Raw genomic sequence first — 20,753 nt, forward strand, 5'->3', positions numbered from 1 at the left:
TACTTAAGGTTTCATTTTACGTTCGATGATTCTGATTGGAGCGGCATCGTTAGCGAGGCCCTTATATGCCATGTAGCGAGGTCGACTAACACCTAAAGGCAGTGCAACTGGAATATCGCCCACTTTTTCTGTTTTGAACAAAGGGGCATCTCTTGGAAAATCAGGAGAAACACAGCCTAAACAAGGCACACCTTCACGGGTTTTGCTGCTGCGGTTATTCCATAGCTCAGTATTGCATGTAGCCGTTGTATAGGGACCTTGGCAACCCAAGTTATAGAAAAGGCAGCCTGCCTCCCCAAATTGTTCCTCTTCAATATCGTATTCATGATATTCATTGCGCGTACAGCCTTGATGAACCATGGTGCTGTAGAAAGCATCAGGCTGGTTAAAATCATTGAGAGGAAGAGGGTAATCGTTGATAAGTGAAATTAAGGTTTGAATGATTGTGTTAGGGTGAGTTGGGCAGCCTGATATATTGACGACAGGGAGGCCGCTTTTACTTCTAAACGAATCAGGCAATAAACCGCCAGGACTTCCTTGGCTAGATTGCATGCCAGTGCACTCAGTGGGATTGGGCGGTGCCGCTGGAACTCCACCGTATGCGGCGCAGGTTCCCACAGCCACAACATAATCAGCTTTTTCTGCTAATTCCTTAATGACAAAAGCTTTGGGGCGATCATTAAAGGTATCAAACATACCGCTGCCGTTTGGGCCAAGGGCTAAACTACCCTCAATACATAAAATATTTAGCGGTTTTTTATCTGCAAGAATCAGATCAATGTCAGCAATAAGCTCGCGCATGGGCCGCGTAGAAAGGGAAGGCTGCCAAAGGACATCCAGTTTATATTGCTGCACGAATTCAGGCCATGTAGGCTTGTCAGCACAAAGAAGTGACATTGTATCGCCACTGCATGCACCAGCCTGCATCCATAGTAAGTTAGTTGTTTTTGTAACCATGGAATCTACTTCAATCAAGCTATGTGGTTACAGTCTAGTATTAGTTATGGCTTATGTCTCCTCTTAGTTGTTGATTTTGAACAATAAAGATAGTTTTTAGTGAATGAATTTTAATAAAATAAGCCGCTGAGAATGAATAATTCTCATTAATATAATAATGAGAATTATTCTATTAATCTTCACGCATCGAGAGTGAAATACGCTGTCTTTTAAGATCTACCTCAAGCACCTTAACTGTGACAATTTGGCCCGGTTTGACAACATCATGAGGGTCCTTCACAAATTGGTTAGCTAATTGTGAAATATGCACTAATCCATCTTGGTGAACGCCGACGTCAACAAATGCACCGAAATTAGTCACGTTAGTAATAGTGCCTTCAAGTACCATACCTTCAATAAGGTCGCTAACGGTTTCGATGCCGTCTTGTAGAGCAGCGGTTTTGAAGTCTGGGCGCGGGTCTCTGGCCGGTTTTTCTAGCTCTTTGATGATGTCTTTGATGGTATAAAGACCGAAGCTAGAATCTATGTAGTCTTGCGGATTAAGTGAGCCTAAGAAGTCACTATCCCCGATAATTGATCCTAAAGTGCGTTGGTTATCTTGAGCTATGCGTTGCGCAGCACTGTAGGCTTCAGGGTGAACGCAGGAGTTGTCTAATACCTGCTTGCCATTCTGAATACGCAAAAAGGCAGCAGCTTGCTCAAAGGCTTTCGGGCCCAGTCTAGGAACTTTTTTAAGCTGAGTTCGGCTCGTAAAAGTGCCGTTATCATCACGATAAGCAACGATATTATTGGCTAGTGTTGAGTTTAAACCAGAGATGCGGCTTAAAATTGCAGATGAAGCACTATTTAGATCGACTCCAACTGCATTCACACAATCTTCAATAACTGCTTCAAGTGCATGATTAAGCTCGGATTGGTTTACATCGTGTTGATATTGACCAACACCAATCGCTTTGGGCTCAATTTTTACCAGCTCAGCTAGTGGATCTTGCAAGCGACGCGCTATCGACACCGCACCCCGAATAGATACGTCTAGGTCAGGGAACTCCTTAGTAGCAAGTTCAGATGCCGAGTAAACTGAAGCGCCAGCTTCACTCACAATAAGCTTTTGAGCATTAATCGAGTCGTTTTGCTTAAGCATCTCCGTTACGAGTTTATCGGTTTCTCGTGAGCCAGTACCGTTGCCAATACTAATCAGCTCAACATTGTACTTCTTGCTGAGCTTAAAAAGCTTATCAATGGCTTGGTCCCACTGATTTTTTGGTGGGTGAGGGTAGATCGTCGTGTGTTCTAACAAACGACCCGTTGGATCAATTATGGCGACTTTTACACCCGTTCTAAGGCCTGGGTCGAGCCCTAAGGTGGTTTTAGCACCAGCAGGTGCTGCAAGCAGAAGGTCATGAAGATTCCGGCTAAATACTTTAATTGCCTCAGTTTCAGCGGAATCTTTTTGTTTTGCTATCAGATCTTTAGTGATTTTGGATTTGATACGACTTTGCCAAGCAGTGTGTACCGCTTGAGTGAGCCATTTCCCTGAAGGTCCGTAGTGAGGAAGACCTGCCATCTTGGATAGGAAAACCTTAAAGCGGTCTTCATCAAAATCTAAAGCTGATTTCAGTATGCCTTCATTGATGCCGCGCAAAATCGCTAGCATGCGATGTGAAGGGATGGATTTAATCGCTTCACTGTGAGCGAAGTAATCACGGAATTTTGAACCTTCGCTTTCTTTACCTTTGCTAACAGATACCTTTAGTTTGGCTTCATTCCACACACGCAGTTTAAGTTCAGCCTGCAATTTCAGGTCTGTTAACAGACGATCAGTTAAGATGGCTTGCGCACCTTCTAAACAATCTTCCTTGGAGCTGAAACCTTTATCAGAACAGATAAAAGTTTTGGCTAAAACGTAAGGTTGTTGATCAGGCTTTTGAATGATTTGATCTAGTAATTTATCTAAGCCAGCATCAACAGCGATTTGAGCTTTGGTTTTTCGCTTACTTTTGAATGGTTGATAGAGTTCTTCTAGCTCAGTCTTACCACTGATCAGGTTAATCTGCTGGTGGAGCGCTGGTGTTAATACGCCATCTTGCTGGAGCTTCTCGGTGATCGTTTGTTTACGAGCCAATAGAGAACGAAGATAATCTAAACGAGCCGCTAACTGTCTTAATTGTGCATCATCTAGCGCACCGGTAGCTTCCTTTCTATAACGCGCAATAAACGGGACGGTGGAGCCAGCATCTAATAACTCTATTGCTGCATTAACTTGTTGTGCTTTGACGCCTAGCTCTTTTGCGATCTGATTTGAAAGCTCCATAGAGTACTCTTACGCCTTCTGTAGGGTTTGCAAAATCCATTGCTTTAGCTGAGGTTCTGAGAGTGCGCCAGCAACACGATCGATCTCTTTGCCAGCTTGAAACATCACAAGGGTAGGGATGCTACGGATATTCATATTCTGACTAGTCCGTGGTGCCTTTTCAGTATCTACTTTTGCAAAGAGAAGTATTTCAGATTCAGCTGCAGTCTTCTCAAATATGGGTTTCATCATCTGGCATGGGCCGCACCAGCTAGCCCAGAAATCTACGATGACAGGTAACTCATTACCACCAACATACTTTTCAAAAGATTGATCATCTAGCTCAGCTGGTTGATGGGTGTGTAGCGGGCCTTTGCACTTACCACATTTGCCATCGACATGTAATTTGTCATCAGGAATACGGTTGGATGTATTACAGCTAGGGCAGACAATAATCATAAAGCTCACCAAAGAATTGAAAGTAATTTATGCGAGGGTAAAAATTTAAAAGCCTGATTGAGGTTAACTGCAATCAGGCTTTTTAGGCATTAGCGCTTAGGTTTATTCTACGCCTTGGCTCTTCAGGTAGTCTTCGTAACCACCGCGGAAGTCGACAATGCCATCTGGCGTGATCTCCAGAATGCGGGTTGCTAGAGAGGATACAAACTCGCGGTCATGGCTGACAAAGATCAACGTACCTGGGTAGTTCTCTAGGGCAAGGTTTAAGGATTCAATCGATTCCATATCCAAGTGGTTGGTCGGCTCATCCATCAGCATGATATTTGGACGTTGAAGGATAATCTTGCCAAATAGCATACGGCCTTGCTCACCACCGGAGATCACTTTAACCGACTTATTGATCTCTTTTTGTGAGAACAACAAGCGGCCCAGCGTACCGCGGATAACTTGCTCATCATCGCCTTCTTGGCCCCATTGCCCCATCCAATCAAGCAGTGTTTTATCTTCTTCAAAATCAGCAGCATGGTCCTGTGCGTAGTACCCAAATTCTGAATTCTCAGACCATTTAATTTCGCCCGCAGTCGGCAGTAGGTCACCGTACAAACAGCGTAATAGGGTGGTTTTACCACTACCGTTAGGCCCGATAATCGCGATGCGCTCGCCAACCTCTACCATTAGGTTAAGGTCTTTAAATAGCTCTTCATCAAAAGATTTACCTAAACCTTCTACTTCAACGGCTAGACGGTGTAGCTTAGTGTCTTGTTCGAAGCGGATAAATGGGTTCTGACGGCTTGAAGGTTTCACCTCCTCTAGCTCGATCTTCTCTATACGACGTGCACGTGACGTTGCTTGCTTAGATTTAGATGCGTTGGCAGAAAAGCGGCTCACAAAGCTCTTAAGATCAGCGATCTGTGCTTTCTTCTTAGCGTTATCAGCAAGCAGGCGTTCACGTGCCTGTGTCGATGCAGTCATATACTCATCGTACGAGCCAGGGTAAACACGTAACTCACCGTAGTCCAAATCAGCCATGTGCGTACACACACTGTTTAGGAAATGACGGTCGTGCGAGATGATTATCATAGTGCAGTTACGCTCATTAAGAACGCCTTCCAGCCAACGGATCGTATTGATATCCAAGTTGTTGGTAGGTTCGTCTAGCAACATGATGTCTGGTTCTGAGAACAGTACCTGTGCAAGTAAGACACGAAGCTTCCAACCAGGTGCTACTTCACTCATCGGGCCGAAATGCTGCTCAGTCGGAATGCCTACACCTAAAAGCAGTTCGCCTGCACGTGATTCAGCACTATAGCCGTCCATCTCAGCGAATTCGCCTTCGAGCTCTGCTGCACGAATGCCATCTTCTTCAGTCATCTCTGGATTAGCGTAGATAGCGTCACGTTCTGATTTAACAGCCCACAACTCTTCATGGCCCATAATAACGGTATCCATCACGCTGAATTCTTCGTAAGCGAACTGATCCTGTTTTAGCTTACCAATACGCTCGTTTGGCCCTTTGGAAACATTGCCTGCGCTTGGTTCTAAGTCTCCGCCTAAGATCTTCATAAATGTGGATTTACCACAGCCATTTGCGCCAATTAAACCGTAGCGATTACCTTCGCCAAATTTAACTGAAACGTTTTCGAATAGAGGTTTAGCACCAAACTGCATGGTGATATTTGCTGTGGTTAACACGATATTAGATCCGCTATAGATGACTGCGCTCTTAAGGAGCGAGTAAGGAGATAAATTTTGTGCGTATTATGCCAATAACTGCATGTAGGTAAAAGGTTGAAGCGTTGCTTTCTAGGCTGAGGATTCAAAACAACTTACGCAAAACCTTATATACCAAGGTATAGTAATAAGTACATATTGGAATAACAGACCTCCATCTAAGAAGTAGGACAATGCATTATGTCTGAGAAAGACCAAACACAAGAAGTTACAAAGGGCCGCCTGACTACACGTACTATGGCCATGCCAGGTGATACCAACCCTTCAGGAGATATTTTTGGTGGTTGGGTGTTATCGCAGATGGATATTGCGGCGGGTATCTGTGCAGGCCAGCGCGCGCAAACCCGTGTAGTGACTATGGCGGTAGATAGCATGTCTTTCATCCGTCCAGTAAAAGTGGGTGATGTACTGGGTGTCTATACGGAAATTGTAAAAGTAGGCCGTACATCGATGCAGATTCACGTTGAAGCTTGGGTGCGCCGTAGTCGTATTGGTAAACGTGAAAAAGTAACACAGGCGATTTTTAAGTTTGTCGCGATCGATGATGATGGCGTACCAACACCTGTTCCTGCAGAAGCCGATCTGCCAGCTTACGTTTTGGAAGATTAATCCGTGATTACATTTTCGCTTATCAATAAATTGTCTGCGCCAGAAGTAGAACCTCAATCTGATGTTCGTTACCTACTGAGGCAAGAGGGGCGCAAGCAAAGTTTGCTGCTGTGTTATGCGCTAAAACGGGACTTCCTTTCAGTACCCAAAACTTATTCGATTGTCGAATTCAGTGCTGATGAAGTGCTTGAAGTTCATCAGATGTCTATTGAGGACTATCTCGATGGTTTCGAAGAGGAGATGGATATACCGCAGGCGGGCTTTTATCAATTCGATACCGATGAGCCAGAGGAGGCTAGCGCTGATGACGAGGATGAGACCGATGTCCTTGTGCTAGTGATTAGCGACAGTGTCTTTGAAGTTACCTACCAATCGCTCAAACAGCACGAAGATATCTATCACTGTGCTAATGCTGAACAGGCATTAATACAGTTTTTAATCGCTGAATAAATACCTAGCTAGCACCACCATATTACAGTGACTATGGATGGTGCTAAAAGCGGTAACAAGATAATATGAGCTTCACCTCAATGGAGGTGAAGTTTCATTGTATCTATGGATTGCCGAGCCTTACTTAATGCGCATTTTACACACCTCTGACTGGCACTTAGGTCAGCACTTTATTGGAAAAAGTCGATTAGCCGAACACCAAGAGTTTATTAAATGGCTATTAGGTGAAATTCAATTAAATCAAATAGATGCGCTAATAATATCAGGTGATATCTACGATACAGGTTCGCCACCAAGTTATGCTCGCGAGCTATATAATCAATTGGTTATCGAAGTAAATAAACTCGATTGTCAGTTAGTGGTTTTAGGCGGTAATCATGACTCTGTTTCTACGCTGAATGAATCCAAAGGCCTGCTCAAACATCTCAATGCAGAAGTCATAGCGAGTGTTGAATTAGAACTTGAGCAGCAGATTATTACCTTGAATCATCGCTCAGGTGAACCGGCTGCCATCCTGTGTGCAATTCCTTATATTCGTCCTCGTGATGTGATGCAAAGTGCCGCAGATCAATCGGCAAAAGATAAAGCGCATTCGTTAGGCACAGCAATCGCAGAACACTATCAAGCCATCTATGATCTGGCTGATCAAAAGCGAAAAGACCTTGGACTGTCGATCCCGATCATTGCTACGGGGCATTTAACGGCAATGGGTGTTAAAACCTCCGAGTCTGTTCGCGATATCTATGTTGGTAATCTAGAGGCATTTCCAGCCAGTGCATTCCCACCAGCAGATTACATCGCTTTAGGCCATATTCACCGCCCGCAAATAGTCGCTAAGTCTGAACATATTCGCTATTGCGGCTCACCAATCCCTTTAAGCTTTGATGAGATCGGTACGCAAAAGCAGGTATTGATGGTTGAATTTGAACAAAGCCATCTAAAAGAGATAACGCCGCTTTTAGTTCCGACCTTCCAACCTATGGCAAGTATCAAGGGGGATCTAGATTCGATTAAAGCGCAATTGGTTGAACTAGAAGCTCAACAGCATGAACTTCCTGTTTGGTTATCGATTGAGGTTCAAACCCAAGATTACCTGAACGATCTTACACAACGTGTTGAGCAACTAACTCAAGATCTTAACGTTGAGGTTCTGCAGTTACGAAGGGCGCGCAAACAGATCCAGCGAGGTTTAGTCGGCAAGGAGAAAGAGACGCTCTCTGAGTTGAATGCTTACGAGGTTTTCACGCGTAGGCTTAACGATGAGGTTTTCGAATCCGAAGCCGAACGAAACCGTATTCAACGACTTAAAGATCGCTTCTGCCAGATCGTAACGACGGTAGAGTCTGAAAATGATCTTCCTGCAACTAAGCCAGCGGATGAGTTCTTATCTACAACACAGTTCTCTCTTGCTCAAGACTGCCCAGAGCAAGAGAAAGAGCAAGAAGAACACTTGGAATCAGAGGATTTAGAATATCCTAGTGAGCATGCTGCAGTCGAAGAATCTAATAGTGCTTCTGAATCAGAAGAGCTTGGACAGGAAAAAGACCAAGACCATAACACTCTAAATCTGTTTTCTTTAGAGAGTGATTCTTCCGATGAGCCAAAATCCATTGCAGTTAAAAACAAGCACGCAAAAGGCAAAACGGAAAAAGTTGAGCAGGCTAAACAGCTAAATGACACTAAGATCGATCAAGACGATCTTTTCTCTGCTTTAGCTCCAGATACAGCAGAGGAGAATAGCCTGTGAAAATATTAACGCTGCGTTTTAAAAACATTAACTCACTGAAGGGTGAGTGGAAGATCGATTTTACTCAATCTCCGTTTATCGATAATGGTCTTTTTGCCATCACAGGCCAAACAGGTGCCGGTAAGACGACTATTTTAGATGCGATCTGCTTGGCCCTGTATCACCGTACGCCACGTTTAGGGACTATCTCTAAAAGCACTAATGAGCTAATGACCCGCGGTACAGCAGACGCGCTGGCTGAAGTGGAGTTTGAAGTAAAAGGTAAATGTTATCGTGCGTTTTGGAGTCAACGTCGCTCCAGAGATCAGGTCGACGGTAATCTACAAGAAGCCAAAGTTGAATTGGCAGAGGTAGGTGGAAGCGGTGAAGGTAAAATCATTGCTTCACAGGTTAAGCAGAAGAATGAGCTAATCGAGACAATCAGCGGCTTAAACTTTGACCGCTTTACTAAATCCATGATGCTGTCTCAAGGCCAATTCGCAGCGTTTCTCAATGCTGATGCAAATGAAAGAGCCGGATTGCTGGAAGAGTTAACCGGTACGGCTATCTACAGCTTGATATCAGAGAAGGTATACGAGCAGTTTAAAGAGGCAGATAACCACCTCAAACAACTCGAAGCACAGGCTAAAGGTGTTGAGTTGTTATCGGATGAGAAGATTGCTGAGCTTAAATCCGAACAATCAGCGATTAGTGCACAACTTAAAACCTTAGAGAAAGAGCAGAGCGAACAGCAATCAAAGGAACGCTGGTGGACTGATCTGCAAAAAGCTGAGCAACAAAAACAAAGCGCTTTGACTGAACAGGAAGGCGTTAAGCAGCGTAAAGAAACGGCTAAAGGCTCTCTAGATAAGTTAGCAGTGTGCGAACCGGCTGAGAAACTAAAAGCTCCGTACCAACTTTATCAAAGTGCAAAGCAACGGCTTAACGATCTTGCACAGATTAAAGAGCAAAATGCAGCTCAATTAGTGTCGGCTACCGATCAGCATAAAAGTTCAGCGCAATCTCTTAATGAAGCAGAGCTAAAACTAAAACAGACTAAACAGCATCAATCAGAACAAGAAACGCTGATTAACGAGCAAGTAGTGCCGTTGGATGCTGAGTGTGAACGGCTTACTCAATTAAAAGAGAGCGCTACTGCTGAACTGAAAAAGCATCAGTCTGAATTAGAACAGCAGAAAACAGCACAAAAACAGATTAACGACAAAATTAATCAAGCCAAGGCTGAAACCTCGCAGCTTGAAAATCAAATAGCCGAACTTTGTCATCTTGAAGGTGCTGCAGAGCGTATCCCTTTATGGCGTAGTCAGCTAGAGCAAACACATCAACATACCGCTGAAGTTAAAAACCTGACAGATCACCTTTCAGGCTTACAAAAGCAAATAGATACGGAAAAACAAAAAACTGAGTATTTACAGCGAGATGTATCTGAAAGCACCGCGCAAAAAGAGAAGTTGATCGACGGCTTTAAGAACACTCAGGAGCAGTTGCAAGCACTATTAAATGGCCGTCTACTAGCCGATATCGAAGCAAAGTACAGCCAGCAACAATCGCTGCAAGCAAGCTTTATGCAGGCGAAGAATCTATCTGCTCAGTATATCCAGCTGCAAAGTGAGCAAACTGTTGGCAGTAATGAGTTAAGTCAGCTTGAAGTTACTGCTCAGAAAATTGAAGGCGATCTCACTAATCTTCGTGAGCAGTATCAGAGGGAAGATCAGCAGTTCAAAGATTTAAAGCGCCTGTTAGAGCAAGAGCGCCAAATACAAAATCTCGAAGCAGAGCGGGCTAAGCTTCAACCGGATCAGCCTTGTCCGCTGTGCGGCTCAAAAGAGCATCCCCTAGTGGCTGATTATCAACCTCTAGATATGGGCGAAACCGAGCAGCGCTTTGTGATGGCTGAACAAGCGCGTGATCAGCTGAAGACTCAAGGTACTCAACTAAGAGAGCGCTACAACCAATTAACGACCGTACAGATAGTTGGCCTTCAAACCCGCCTGCAGCAGACTAATGAGCAGTTACAGCAGCTCTTGCAAGAGTGGCAAGTTTTACAGCAACTGTGTGGTTTTGGTTTCGAGCCCAATCAGACTGAACAGCTAGATTATGCAATTACACAATTCGAGCAGCAGCTTAGTAATCAGAAAGCTGAAATCGAACAGCTGCGCCAGTTTAGTGAGCAGATCAATCAACAACAGCAAGGGATCCATAAGGCAGAACAGACCTTACAGCAAGCTCAAGCCAACTTAGAATTGGCTAATAAAGAGTGTGAAAGCCTAACTCAGTTGCAGCTTAAAGATACACAGCGTCTGCAAGAGCTTAACGAGCAGATCGCTATGGTTAAGCAAGGTCTATCTCAAGAAGTGACTGAATTACGACTGTCGCTACCCGAACAAGGGCTAACGGATTGGTTAAATACGCTAGAAAGCCAAATCGCTAACTTACAACAGTTACAGCAGCGCCTTGAAACCTTAAATCGCATCCAAGAAACATCGGCGGTTGAGTTAACTCAGGCTAATCAATCGCTAGAAAAGCAAACTGCACTCTGTACTGATCAGCAAAACAGTCTTAATGATCTCTCACAGGATCTGGCAGAAAAGCAAGCGACGCGTAGGACGCTATTTGGTGATAAAGAAGTTGTAGAGGAACGCTCATGTTTGCTTGCAGAGATAGACAAAACTGAGCAGAACCACCAGCAGGTATCAGCTACACATAAACAGCACGAAACCGAGCTAACCCGTTTGCAAACAATGATTACTGAGCAAGAACAACAGCTGGGTCTACTCCAAACTGAATTTAGTAGTCAGAAAATTAAATGGCAACAAGCGCTAGAAGGTAGTCCATTTGATTCTGAGCTGGCACTCCTCGATGCCCTAATTTCTGACGAAGAGAGGCAGCAGTTAAAAGCGCTAAGCGAAGAGATCGCCAAAGCTGAACAGCATTCTGAAACTTTACTTAAACAAGCTGAGCAGCAACTAATAGAGTTACAGCAGTTGGGATTAGAAAAGCAGTATGAAAAGATCAATGGTGAGCAAATCGCTATAGAGTTGGCTCAGCTAGATAATCAGATTAAACAGCTTTTACTTCAAAAGGGCGAAGGCACTGCACTACTACAAGACAACGAAAAGCGCCGTGAATCGCAACAGCAGCTATTTGCTGAGGTAGAGCAGTCAAAACAAGAATATGATGATCTTTCCTATTTGAACTCCCTTATTGGCTCTCAAAAGGGAGATAAATTCCGCCGCTTTGCTCAAGGCCTAACACTCGACCATTTGGTTCACCTAGCGAACAAACAGCTAGAACGTCTGCATGGTCGTTATATGCTGCAGAGAAAACAATCGGGTGCTCTAGAGCTTCAAGTACTGGATACCTGGCAAGCAGATACCGTGCGCGATACCAAAACATTATCAGGCGGTGAAAGCTTCCTAGTCAGCTTGGCATTAGCATTGGCCCTGTCAGATCTTGTTAGTCAGAAAACCAGTATCGATTCACTGTTCTTGGATGAAGGTTTCGGTACCCTAGATAGCGAAACCCTAGATACAGCATTAGATGCGCTGGATAGCCTAAATGCCTCAGGCAAGATGATTGGTGTTATCAGTCATATTGAAGCAATGAAAGAGCGCATCCCAGTGCAGATCAAAGTGAAGAAGATGAGTGGGTTAGGTACGAGTAGGTTGGAAGAGCAGTATTCGATGGCCTGTTAAACAGAGAGCTAGATTCAATCTAGCCCTAAAATACCTACGTCTATAGATCTTGTAATGGACTGATGACAGCTCGACCACCGCGATTAAGTACATGGGTATAGATCTCCGTGGTTCTTACGTCGCTGTGACCTAGTTGTTCTTGAACGGTTCTTATATCTGCGCCGCGTTCTAAGAGGTGTGTTGCAAAACTATGGCGAAGGCTATGGCAGGTTGCGGGTTTGTTTATCCCACTCTTAACGACCGCACGTTTGAATTCGCGTTGCATGGAACGTTCGTGGATGTGGTGCCGGCGAATAGCATTGTTATTACGTTCATCGACTAAGCGTTTCTTTGTTGGAAATAAATATTGCCATGCGAATTCGAAAGGAGCATTTGGATACTTCCTTGCGAGAGCAGGGGCTAGATAACAACCTGACCATTCTTCAGAGACCTTATCTTCTTCCCAGCATAATTTGCTGTATTTAATCTGTTTATGGAGTTCTGTAACACAGAGCTCTGATAAGGTGGTAATTCGCTGTTTGTTTCCTTTTCCTTCATATATGTGAATTGATAGTCTATTAAAATCAATATCTTTGATTCTAATCCGACAAGCTTCCATCAAGCGTAATCCTGAGCCATACATCAGCTTTGCGCATAGAAGATAATCACCATGTAAATGGTGGAAAATTCTCCTTAACTCTTCTTGTGTTAAGACGATAGGTAATTTTTTTGGCTTAGATGCACGTTTAAATGAACCAAGTTGTAGCAGTGATTCGTCCCTACCGAAATATTGTTTGTATAGATAGATAAGTGCATTTAAAGCTGTTCGTTGTGTGGAAGGGGATACTTGTCGAGTTACTGCGAGGTACTCAAGGTAGCGTACGATTTCAGGAACACCTAATTGCTCTGGGTGGGTTCTATTATTGAATCTAATAAAATCTAAAACCCAATGAATATAAGTCTTTTCGGTTCTTTTACTGTAGTTTCTAGCGCGAATATGCTCGCGAAGCGACTGAATGAATGGAGAGGCCATTGTACATCCTTGTACTGGTTTTTTAGTCAGTATTTCATGTGGCGTTTAGTTGTGCAAACATAGAGAAACCAAGGAAGTAGGTTAACCTACCTTAATGGATTGATGAGAATGATTCGTATCAATGGTCATTTTTCAATTTTGATGTGGAAACATGACACTTTGTCGCTTTTCTACAAATTAGCCATTCTGAGATTTTAAATATATGTATTTAATATCAAAAGGTTATGCCTAACTTCTAAAATATTAATATTGAAGATATACGACAAAGTGTCGCCTTTCTACATTTCACTTGTCGTATATTTAGCTGTTATAAGGCAATGAAGAGTCAATAATGGGATTGATTGAAGCACTATTACTAGGTATTCAGTTCAAGGGGTTACAAAAACCCTTAGTATTCTTTTCAATGCTAATTGCACTCGTAATGTTTAGTGTTTTTGGTATAGGCATAATTTGGGCACTGATTACTTCTATCGCAACTGCAGAAAAAGAGATTACGTTGCAATTTTTAGGCGCGAGCTTCGGAATGCTGGTCATTTCTTGTGTGTTTTTTGGCCTGGCATGGGTGTGTGGTTATTTTATAAAACGGTGCTTCGAGTAGTGCCTTATAACAAGCGCAGTCACGGCGATGGCTTTTCCGTTGCGGCTTCGCCTTCACTACAAAGCCACGCGTGCTGCGGGCGTTAACTGTCTAGGAAACTATGAGTACGAGATTAGGGGCAATCGCAATTATTCTCTCATCATGCGGAATCGCATTGATCCTGCTATGCCTTAATGCTCATATGTCTGATGACGGCATTAACCTTAAGCTGGCTCCCCCTATTGCAGAGTTGCTGGGCATCATTAGTGATAGTACGCAATCAGAACCTTCATATAGACCTAGTAGTCTCTTTGAACTTAGTGAAACAGCGGCCATTTATATTATTGGTGGTATCGGTATTTCGTTAGGGTTGGTTTCGGTTGGAATCGGGTTCTTTTCAATTAAAAGAGGGGAGCTACCGTTGGTTTCGTTTGGTGCAATTTCATTGGGAGTAGCGCCAATAATTTTAGTTAGTATCAAAATTGCGTTAGGTTGCTTCGTAGTTATAGGTATCACGGCAATTTGGTACAGAAATACAGTTAACACATATGAGCCGTTCTCTAGTCAAGAGCAATAACATGCCGCTTAGCCATTGAGCCAATATTAATAACTTAGCAAGTGCGTCTACTTCGCTTTGTCTGGGTTGGCTGATAAGCAAATCGCTTACAGCAAACACATATTGAGGCTCTCTTATTGTGGTATCACCACGGCCTGTAGGTTTACTCTTGTTCTCCCTCATTTCTTTTCAACATTTCCAGTCAGTAGCTGAGCTAATGGCGCAGGCTTGAAGAAATAATAGCCTTGTACAAGGTCACAACCCATCTCGGCTAACAGTTGATATTGCTCGCGCGTTTCTATCCCTTCAGTAACTACTTCTAGATTAAAGTTTTTCGCTAGGTCGATAATGCCAGCAACCAATCGCTTCTCTTCAGGTTGTGTGAGTACGTCTCTGATAAAGCTTTTGTCGATCTTTAGACAATCGACTGGCATACGTTTTAAGTAGGAGAGGGAGGAGTAGCCGGTGCCAAAGTCGTCCAGAGATATGCTAATCCCAAGATTATGAATATCGTTTAATGTCTGAATGACAGATTGATCGTGGCTGTCCATAAACAAACTTTCGGTAACTTCTAGCTCGATGTCCTGACAGTTTATCGAGTGCGCTGCTAGCGTCTCGCTGATATCCTGCACCCATGATTTATTTTGAAATAAGCGGGCTGAGCAGTTGATGGATAGGCGCTCGAGTGATTTAAAGTGCTGCTTTAGCTTGGGTAGGTCGCTACAAGCTTGTTTCAATACAAATTCACTGATTGAGATAATTTGCCCGCTTTGCTCTGCAAATGGAATGAACTGGTCAGGGGATACCAATCCACGTTGAGGGTGCTGCCAGCGGATTAGGGCTTCGATTTTAGCGACTTCTCCGCTGCGGATGTTGATAATTGGCTGATAAAAGAGCTGGAATTCTTGTTTGCTGATTGCTAGGCGCAGGTCGTGTTCAAGCTCTCGTTGTAATTCCATACGCACGTTCATATCTTCCGTAAAGAATTGAACGTTATTACGGCCTAAGTCTTTCGCGCGATACATTGCTGTATCGGCATGGTTAATTAGTGTGTCTGTGGTTGTTCCGTCTTCAGGGTAGATGGCAACACCCATGCTGCATGAAATCGTTAATGAGGTTGTGTCTAATTGAACGTCTTTCGCCAGTAGCTTCTGCATATGGCGAGTTACTGTTTCTATTGACTGGCTGTTGTCTATTTGTGGCAGCAGGACGATAAACTCATCGCCCCCAAAGCGAGCTAGGATATCTTCACTACGTAGAGCTTGTTTGAGTCGGTTTGTCGCCTCAATCAATAACTTATCGCCTTCGCTGTGACCAAGCTGATCATTGACCAATTTGAAATTGTCGAAATCGACGAAGATAACTGCAAGTTTGCGCTCATGACGAGCAGCAGAGTGAATTGCTTGTGACATCAGATCAATAAACATTGCACGGTTGTAAAGCCCAGTAAGGGAGTCTGTTCGTGCCTGATGATTGATGATTTGCTCATGAACATTACGAATGAGTTCGCTGGCGGCTCTTGATGTGACCGAATCGATTATAAGCTGTGTCTTTCCTGTTTGCTCAAATTCTTTACGTTTTAAAACCGCTAAATGACCGATAACCTGCCCATGTGCGTCGTACATTGGGGTGCCAATGTAGGAATGTAGATCTAACTTAAATAGGTCTTCGTCTTCTGGATACAATTCCTGGACGTTACCATTAAAAACCATCGATCCTTCTTCAATCACAGTTTCACAGGGCGTGCCTGCAAGAGGATAACTAAGGTTGTCAATTTTTTGTTTATCGATATAAGCGGCGAGGGCATTAATACTTTCTTTATCTTCAGATAGCTTAGAAATGATAACCATATCCGCATCGAGTGTGTTTGAGAGAAATTCACCTAGAGTTTCAAAATAAGTTAGGCCTTGGAGGCCAGAAACATCTTTGGCAATGGTTTGAAGCAAACGCGTAATTTCTTCTCTGGAGCGTGCTTCTAGTTTCAGGACTTCGTGTGCTTGGCTTAACTCTCGTGTCTTCGTATTCACTTCATCGGTGAGCAGCATTTGGTGCTGCTCGATATGTTCAGCCATTGTAATCATGGTGGTGGCTAATTCACCCATTTCATCCTTTCGTTTTGGAATTGCGCTGTGTTTAACGTCATTAATTGCATCAAAATTACTGTCTCGCATGGCACGAGAAAAACGTCTGAAGACGCCCAGAGGGTAAAGTACCTGGCCTTTGAGGATGAAAAAAAGAATCAGTAATTCCACCAGCAGTGACAATATGCCTGCAATTGAAACTATGTAGGCGGTTTGCAATGCGGTTGAGGAGAGCAGAGATTTCGGATAAACGGTTACAAAATACCAATCTGGACCGGCGATTTTGGTGACAGCGAGCAAGGCATCAGCAGAATTTGGTTCTAGTATAAAGGTTGACTGGTTATGAGTTTGAGCATGAGTGAGTACAGCATGGACTTGATTTGCAATGGAGTCATTACCACTGTCATTTGCATGTAAGATGCCCTTAGTGCGATTAAGTGCATCCGTTAAATCTGGATGTGCGATGATGCGTCCATCGTGTCTTACAACAAAATTATGGGTGCCTGATAATTTATCATTGAATACGCTGTCGAACAGGTCATTAAGTAGAATATCGTGACCGACATTGATCAGGTGTTGCTGGTTATAATCGACAGGCGTAACTAGGGATACCATCCATTCATTAGCGGTAGGATCGAAATACAATCCTGTCCAGGCATGGTCTCGCTGAGGGTTGTTCTGCGGGGTAGAGATATATACCCACTCTTCAATGGTTACATCTAGGTTCGATTCTGCTTGTTCACCCCAAGGAATATTTGGCCAGTATACGATATTAACGTTTTCCGGCATCGAGACATAAAGATTGGCATAGTGCTGTGTAAAGGCATCGGCGTAGCGGTCGATTAATTGGTAACTTAACTGCAGTTTATTGGCGAACTCGTTGGTATTCGGCGCATTGGTACCTATAAATGCGCTGATATGCTGGCTAATGGTGCCATCAGGGCGGTGAATGCCAGTAAAAGCTTCTTTGCTTAGTCTACGGGTTTGATCAGAACGTTTTTCAAATAAAAGATCAAAATCTTGGGGCTCGGCTTGTTTAGAGCGCTCCGGCCATTGCTTTAAAAATTGTTCTTCAAATAATCGGTGGTTGAGCTGGGCATTGAGGAAAATCTGACTTTCTTTCTCACCTCGCTCGGTGATGTAAACTCGGAGGCTGTCTTCGACTTGATCATGCAAAATGCCAAAAATATGTGCATAGCTGATTATAGCGGCAAGGGTGATGACAACAGAGAGACGAATACTCATCTGTAGCAAAGTTTTTTGCGCAAGTGGAGAGTGGGATAAATCAGAAAAAACTTGGCGGATCTTTTTGCTAATCAAACGTAAACTCCGTACTGCTATCGAATGACTTCAATGTAGCTTTGTAGGTATTGAATTTGTGTTTGTGGCGTTGAGTGCGCTGTAATTTTTTTATTCAATACAGAATAGAGGAAGCGCTAATATATAGGCATTATCGCTTGGTCTATTAATACTTATTCTTAGGGTCATTATTTTGATGTTTTGATTATCAATTTGAGATATTAGAGCAAGATTCTCAACCATAAGTTGGTTGGGTTTGTTGATCAAGCTTTCTTGCTTGTTCTATAACCGATGCTTCTTGCCCCACATCAATAGATAGGGCAATAACCTAAGGATCCTTTTCTTTTTAATAATCATCATGCTCTGGGGTTATTCTGATAAGATGACTGTATATTTTTATGTACTAGGAATTAGCAGTGAGCCAAGAGCAACCCAATAACCCTCTGCATGGTCTGACGTTAGAGAAAATACTGACTCGTTTGGTGGATCATTATGGTTGGGAAGGTTTAGATGCAAAGATTAAACTCAACTGTTTCTACAATAATCCTTCAATCAAGTCTTCTCTCAAATTTTTGCGTCGTACTCAATGGGCAAGAGATAAAGTTGAGGCGCTGTATATCAAGACTTTTAGTTAACGAAAACCTGGAATATTACAAAGTATTCAGCCTACCAAAAGCTTTTGGCAGGCCGTTTGAGTTTTTAGCGTACGAAAACTTCAGTCGTTTTTAAAATGCCTTCTAGATCGGGATTTGGTTTACCTAAATGATACCCTTGGGCATAGGTGATGCCGGCTTTCTCTACCAGTTCTAATACCTCTTCACTCTCTACAAACTCAGCAACAGTCTCGACATTTAGTTCTTGTGATAGATGCGAGATGCTATTTACAAAGGCCATATCTCGAGCATCGTTAGCCATGTTGGCAATGAACTCGCCTTCTATTTTTACGTAGTCGATCGGTAGATGTTTTAGGTAGTGGAATGAAGAAAATCCTGATCCAAAATCATCAATTGCTAATTTGAAGCCTTTGTCTTTAAGGCTCATTACAAAGCTTTCTAGAACAGAGATGTTTTTGACCGTATCTCGCTCAGTGATTTCAAATACAACACTTTCTGGATTGATTGCGTGACTTTCAGCAAGCCGTTTGATGGTTGGGATAAAGTCACTAATAATGATCGAGCGTGGAGACAGATTGATGAAAATCTTACCTTCGTAGCCTGTTATTTTGACTTGCTCAAAAGCTTTATCCATCACGATATAGTCAAGCTGGTGGACCTTACCAATAGACTCTGCAATCTCAATAAATTCGCTAGCGCTCATGAGCCTGTCGCCTGAAAGCTTGATGCGACTTAGCACTTCAACAGCATGTATTTCACCAGTATTAGAGCAGACAATCGGTTGGAAAGCTGGGATCAGTTCTTTACGCTCAATCGCTTGCGTTACTAATACGGTTTTGTCTGACATCTCTTTAAAGATATCGACTAGTTCGTTCTCATTAGGCAGTGCGATTTGATCTTTGCCCGAGTTCTTCGCTCGATACATCAGATTATCAACGAACATAAACAGGTCTTTTTTATTTTTGGCATGATCAGGGTAGATGCCCATACCTAAAGAGCCTGTTAACTTAAGGAAAGTATTTGAATCGTAATATAGAGAATGGTTGCGGCTCGTAAGCAAAATGGTTTCAGCCACCTGCGCTGCGTGAGCAACATCGCTTTCTGGTAATACGATCACAAATTCGTCCCCACCGTAGCGGGCAATGATAGCGTCTTTGCCTAATGCATTTTGTAATGCTTCGGAGAAATCTGCTAGGAGCTTATCGCCCCAGCTATGACCATAGCCGTCATTTATGCTCTTGAAGTTATCTAGGTCAAGTAACAATAGCGCTACTTTATAATCATGGCGATCTGCACGGTCTAACTCATAATCCAATAATTCCCAGAACATACGCTGGTTATAGAGGTTTGTTAGTGGATCACGCGTTGCATAGTATTCGAGATCTTTGGTGTATTTATAGATTGCACGGACAGAGCCGACTACGTTAAGCAGGGTAGATAGAATGCTTTCAAGGACAAGAAGTTTCGTTGTATCTTGAATTGTATCTGAGTGAACGCCGATTCCGACTATACCGCCAATCTTAGGCGTTTCTACCAGAAGAGATTTGCATTGAAGTTCAATCGCATCATCATCTAGATCCATCGGTTCAGCATGCTCATTCACCATATTGTGGCGAATATTGATGTCAATAAGTTCGAATGGCGAGCCATCTTGAGCAAGACGCTTCATGATGGCGTTTTCCATTGACTTACGGGTGCGCTCGCTCGGAGGTTGCAGCCAAAAAACTTCTAAGTCAAAAACTTCATTATCGACCTTAAAGATAGAGAACATGGTGTAAACGTTCATGACCTTATTGATATCAACGATCAGGAAGTTTACATATTCGCGCCAGTCTCGAACTACTTCTGAGGTTATTACAAATTTTTCTAATAGTCTTATTTCAAACTCAAGTAGCTCTTTATCTACCGCTATATCATTAAGTTTGGAGGAGAGGTTTTTTACTTGGGAGAATATATCTTGTAACTCACGGAATGCTAACCTGTCACGACCTTCTTCCAGTCGAGATAGATCTGAAATTGACTCAATGCTATCGATGCTATCGGCAAGTTGTTCTATGGAATTATCTATTCGAGATGTGATTTGTCGCGTGGCTAAAAATGCGAGTAAAAGCGGCAATGGGGAAACTAAAATCAGTGTTAGGATAAGTTCCTTATTGGCATTTAAAAGTGACTTATCTAACTCTTGAGTTACTTCGATCATGCCTAATGTATCGCCATCGGTTACATTGGTATGGCAATGGGTGCAAACTTCTTTGGCGTTAAGGGCATAGTAGTAGCTAATGCTATCGTCAGTGGAAACCAGTTGCGATTGACCAGATTCAAGCACTTGACGATGCGTATCAGACAGGGCTGGTGATTCCATCTCACCGAATCGTTCTGTTACAAGATCACCACGAAAGATTGAGACGCTTAGATCGCTGTCTTTATTGTCTTTCTCCATCTGTTTCATGAATTGCTCTAGTTGGTGTCTATTCCAACCCTGACTCATGACCAGATACATAGAATTAAATGTCTGTTTTGCAATACGCTCGGCCATGACGCTGGCATTTTTTTCAATGCTCTTAGTGAACGCATAATGAGTAACAGAAACAAGAACTAGAAATCCAAGAACAGAAAAGATAAATGTTCTTTGGAGTAGGAAACTACGAATAGATGTAGCGGACTTCTTCACCGGTA

14 protein-coding genes are annotated in these 20,753 nt (G+C 43.1%); 7 read left to right on the top strand and 7 right to left on the bottom strand.

Going from position 1 to position 20,753, the window contains the following annotated elements; all coding sequences use genetic code 11:
• Positions 1-3: 3 nt before the first annotated feature.
• The 4 genes from ACMXYX_RS08050 to ACMXYX_RS08065 form a co-directional block, all read right to left on the bottom strand.
• Positions 4-957 carry an NADH:ubiquinone oxidoreductase gene (locus ACMXYX_RS08050; protein ID WP_415906795.1) on the bottom strand — a complete coding sequence of 318 codons (954 nt, stop codon included), beginning with the start codon at positions 955-957 and terminating at the stop codon, positions 4-6.
• A 172-nt stretch (positions 958-1,129) separates the two neighbouring features.
• The gene (locus ACMXYX_RS08055) at positions 1,130-3,268 is read right to left on the bottom strand and encodes a Tex family protein (protein WP_415906796.1); all 2,139 of its coding nucleotides are present in this window, start codon (positions 3,266-3,268) and stop codon (positions 1,130-1,132) included.
• Between the two features lie 9 nt (positions 3,269-3,277).
• Positions 3,278-3,706 carry a thioredoxin TrxC gene (gene trxC / locus ACMXYX_RS08060; protein WP_415906797.1) on the bottom strand — a complete coding sequence of 143 codons (429 nt, stop codon included), beginning with the start codon at positions 3,704-3,706 and terminating at the stop codon, positions 3,278-3,280.
• Between the two features lie 102 nt (positions 3,707-3,808).
• Positions 3,809-5,398: an ABC-F family ATPase gene (locus ACMXYX_RS08065; RefSeq protein WP_415891512.1), complete on the bottom strand. Its 1,590-nt coding sequence runs from the start codon at positions 5,396-5,398 to the stop codon at positions 3,809-3,811.
• Between the two features lie 219 nt (positions 5,399-5,617).
• Between ACMXYX_RS08065 and ACMXYX_RS08070 the strand changes: the two genes are divergently transcribed.
• The 4 genes from ACMXYX_RS08070 (at position 5,618) to ACMXYX_RS08085 (ending at position 11,938) form a co-directional block, all read left to right on the top strand.
• A complete protein-coding gene (locus ACMXYX_RS08070) occupies positions 5,618-6,046 on the top strand; it encodes an acyl-CoA thioesterase (RefSeq protein WP_415884540.1) in 429 nt (142 codons plus the stop codon).
• Positions 6,047-6,049: 3 nt separating this feature from the next.
• Positions 6,050-6,496, top strand: a complete 447-nt coding sequence (locus ACMXYX_RS08075; RefSeq protein ID WP_415906798.1) for a hypothetical protein — start codon at positions 6,050-6,052, stop codon at positions 6,494-6,496.
• Between the two features lie 127 nt (positions 6,497-6,623).
• On the top strand, positions 6,624-8,243 hold the full coding sequence (gene sbcD, locus ACMXYX_RS08080) for an exonuclease subunit SbcD (protein WP_415906799.1): 1,620 nt from the start codon (positions 6,624-6,626) through the stop codon (positions 8,241-8,243).
• Positions 8,240-11,938 carry an SbcC/MukB-like Walker B domain-containing protein gene (locus tag ACMXYX_RS08085; RefSeq protein WP_415906800.1) on the top strand — a complete coding sequence of 1,233 codons (3,699 nt, stop codon included), beginning with the start codon at positions 8,240-8,242 and terminating at the stop codon, positions 11,936-11,938. The genes sbcD and ACMXYX_RS08085 overlap by 4 nt, the downstream gene beginning before the upstream one ends.
• 40 nt (positions 11,939-11,978) lie before the next feature.
• Here the strand turns inward: ACMXYX_RS08085 and ACMXYX_RS08090 are convergent, their stop codons facing one another.
• Entirely contained in the window at positions 11,979-12,950 is a 972-nt protein-coding gene (locus ACMXYX_RS08090) for an integron integrase (protein ID WP_415884544.1), read from the bottom strand.
• 331 nt (positions 12,951-13,281) lie between these two features.
• On the opposite strand from ACMXYX_RS08090, the gene ACMXYX_RS08095 reads away from it, so the two are divergent.
• Positions 13,282-13,548, top strand: a complete 267-nt coding sequence (locus ACMXYX_RS08095; protein ID WP_415906801.1) for a hypothetical protein — start codon at positions 13,282-13,284, stop codon at positions 13,546-13,548.
• Positions 13,549-13,648: 100 nt separating this feature from the next.
• Positions 13,649-14,104: a hypothetical protein gene (locus ACMXYX_RS08100; protein WP_415906802.1), complete on the top strand. Its 456-nt coding sequence runs from the start codon at positions 13,649-13,651 to the stop codon at positions 14,102-14,104.
• Between the two features lie 158 nt (positions 14,105-14,262).
• Here the strand turns inward: ACMXYX_RS08100 and ACMXYX_RS08105 are convergent, their stop codons facing one another.
• Positions 14,263-17,484, bottom strand: coding sequence for an EAL domain-containing protein (locus tag ACMXYX_RS08105; protein ID WP_415906803.1), 3,222 nt, complete (start codon positions 17,482-17,484; stop codon positions 14,263-14,265).
• A gap of 395 nt (positions 17,485-17,879) precedes the next feature.
• On the opposite strand from ACMXYX_RS08105, the gene ACMXYX_RS08110 reads away from it, so the two are divergent.
• Positions 17,880-18,098 carry a VF530 family DNA-binding protein gene (locus ACMXYX_RS08110; RefSeq protein WP_415884575.1) on the top strand — a complete coding sequence of 73 codons (219 nt, stop codon included), beginning with the start codon at positions 17,880-17,882 and terminating at the stop codon, positions 18,096-18,098.
• A 64-nt stretch (positions 18,099-18,162) separates the two neighbouring features.
• Here the strand turns inward: ACMXYX_RS08110 and ACMXYX_RS08115 are convergent, their stop codons facing one another.
• Positions 18,163-20,748, bottom strand: coding sequence for a putative bifunctional diguanylate cyclase/phosphodiesterase (locus ACMXYX_RS08115; protein ID WP_415906804.1), 2,586 nt, complete (start codon positions 20,746-20,748; stop codon positions 18,163-18,165).
• Positions 20,749-20,753: the final 5 nt, after the last annotated feature.

The organism is Neptuniibacter sp. QD72_48, from assembly GCF_047778065.1.
Classification (GTDB): domain Bacteria; phylum Pseudomonadota; class Gammaproteobacteria; order Pseudomonadales; family Balneatricaceae; genus Neptuniibacter.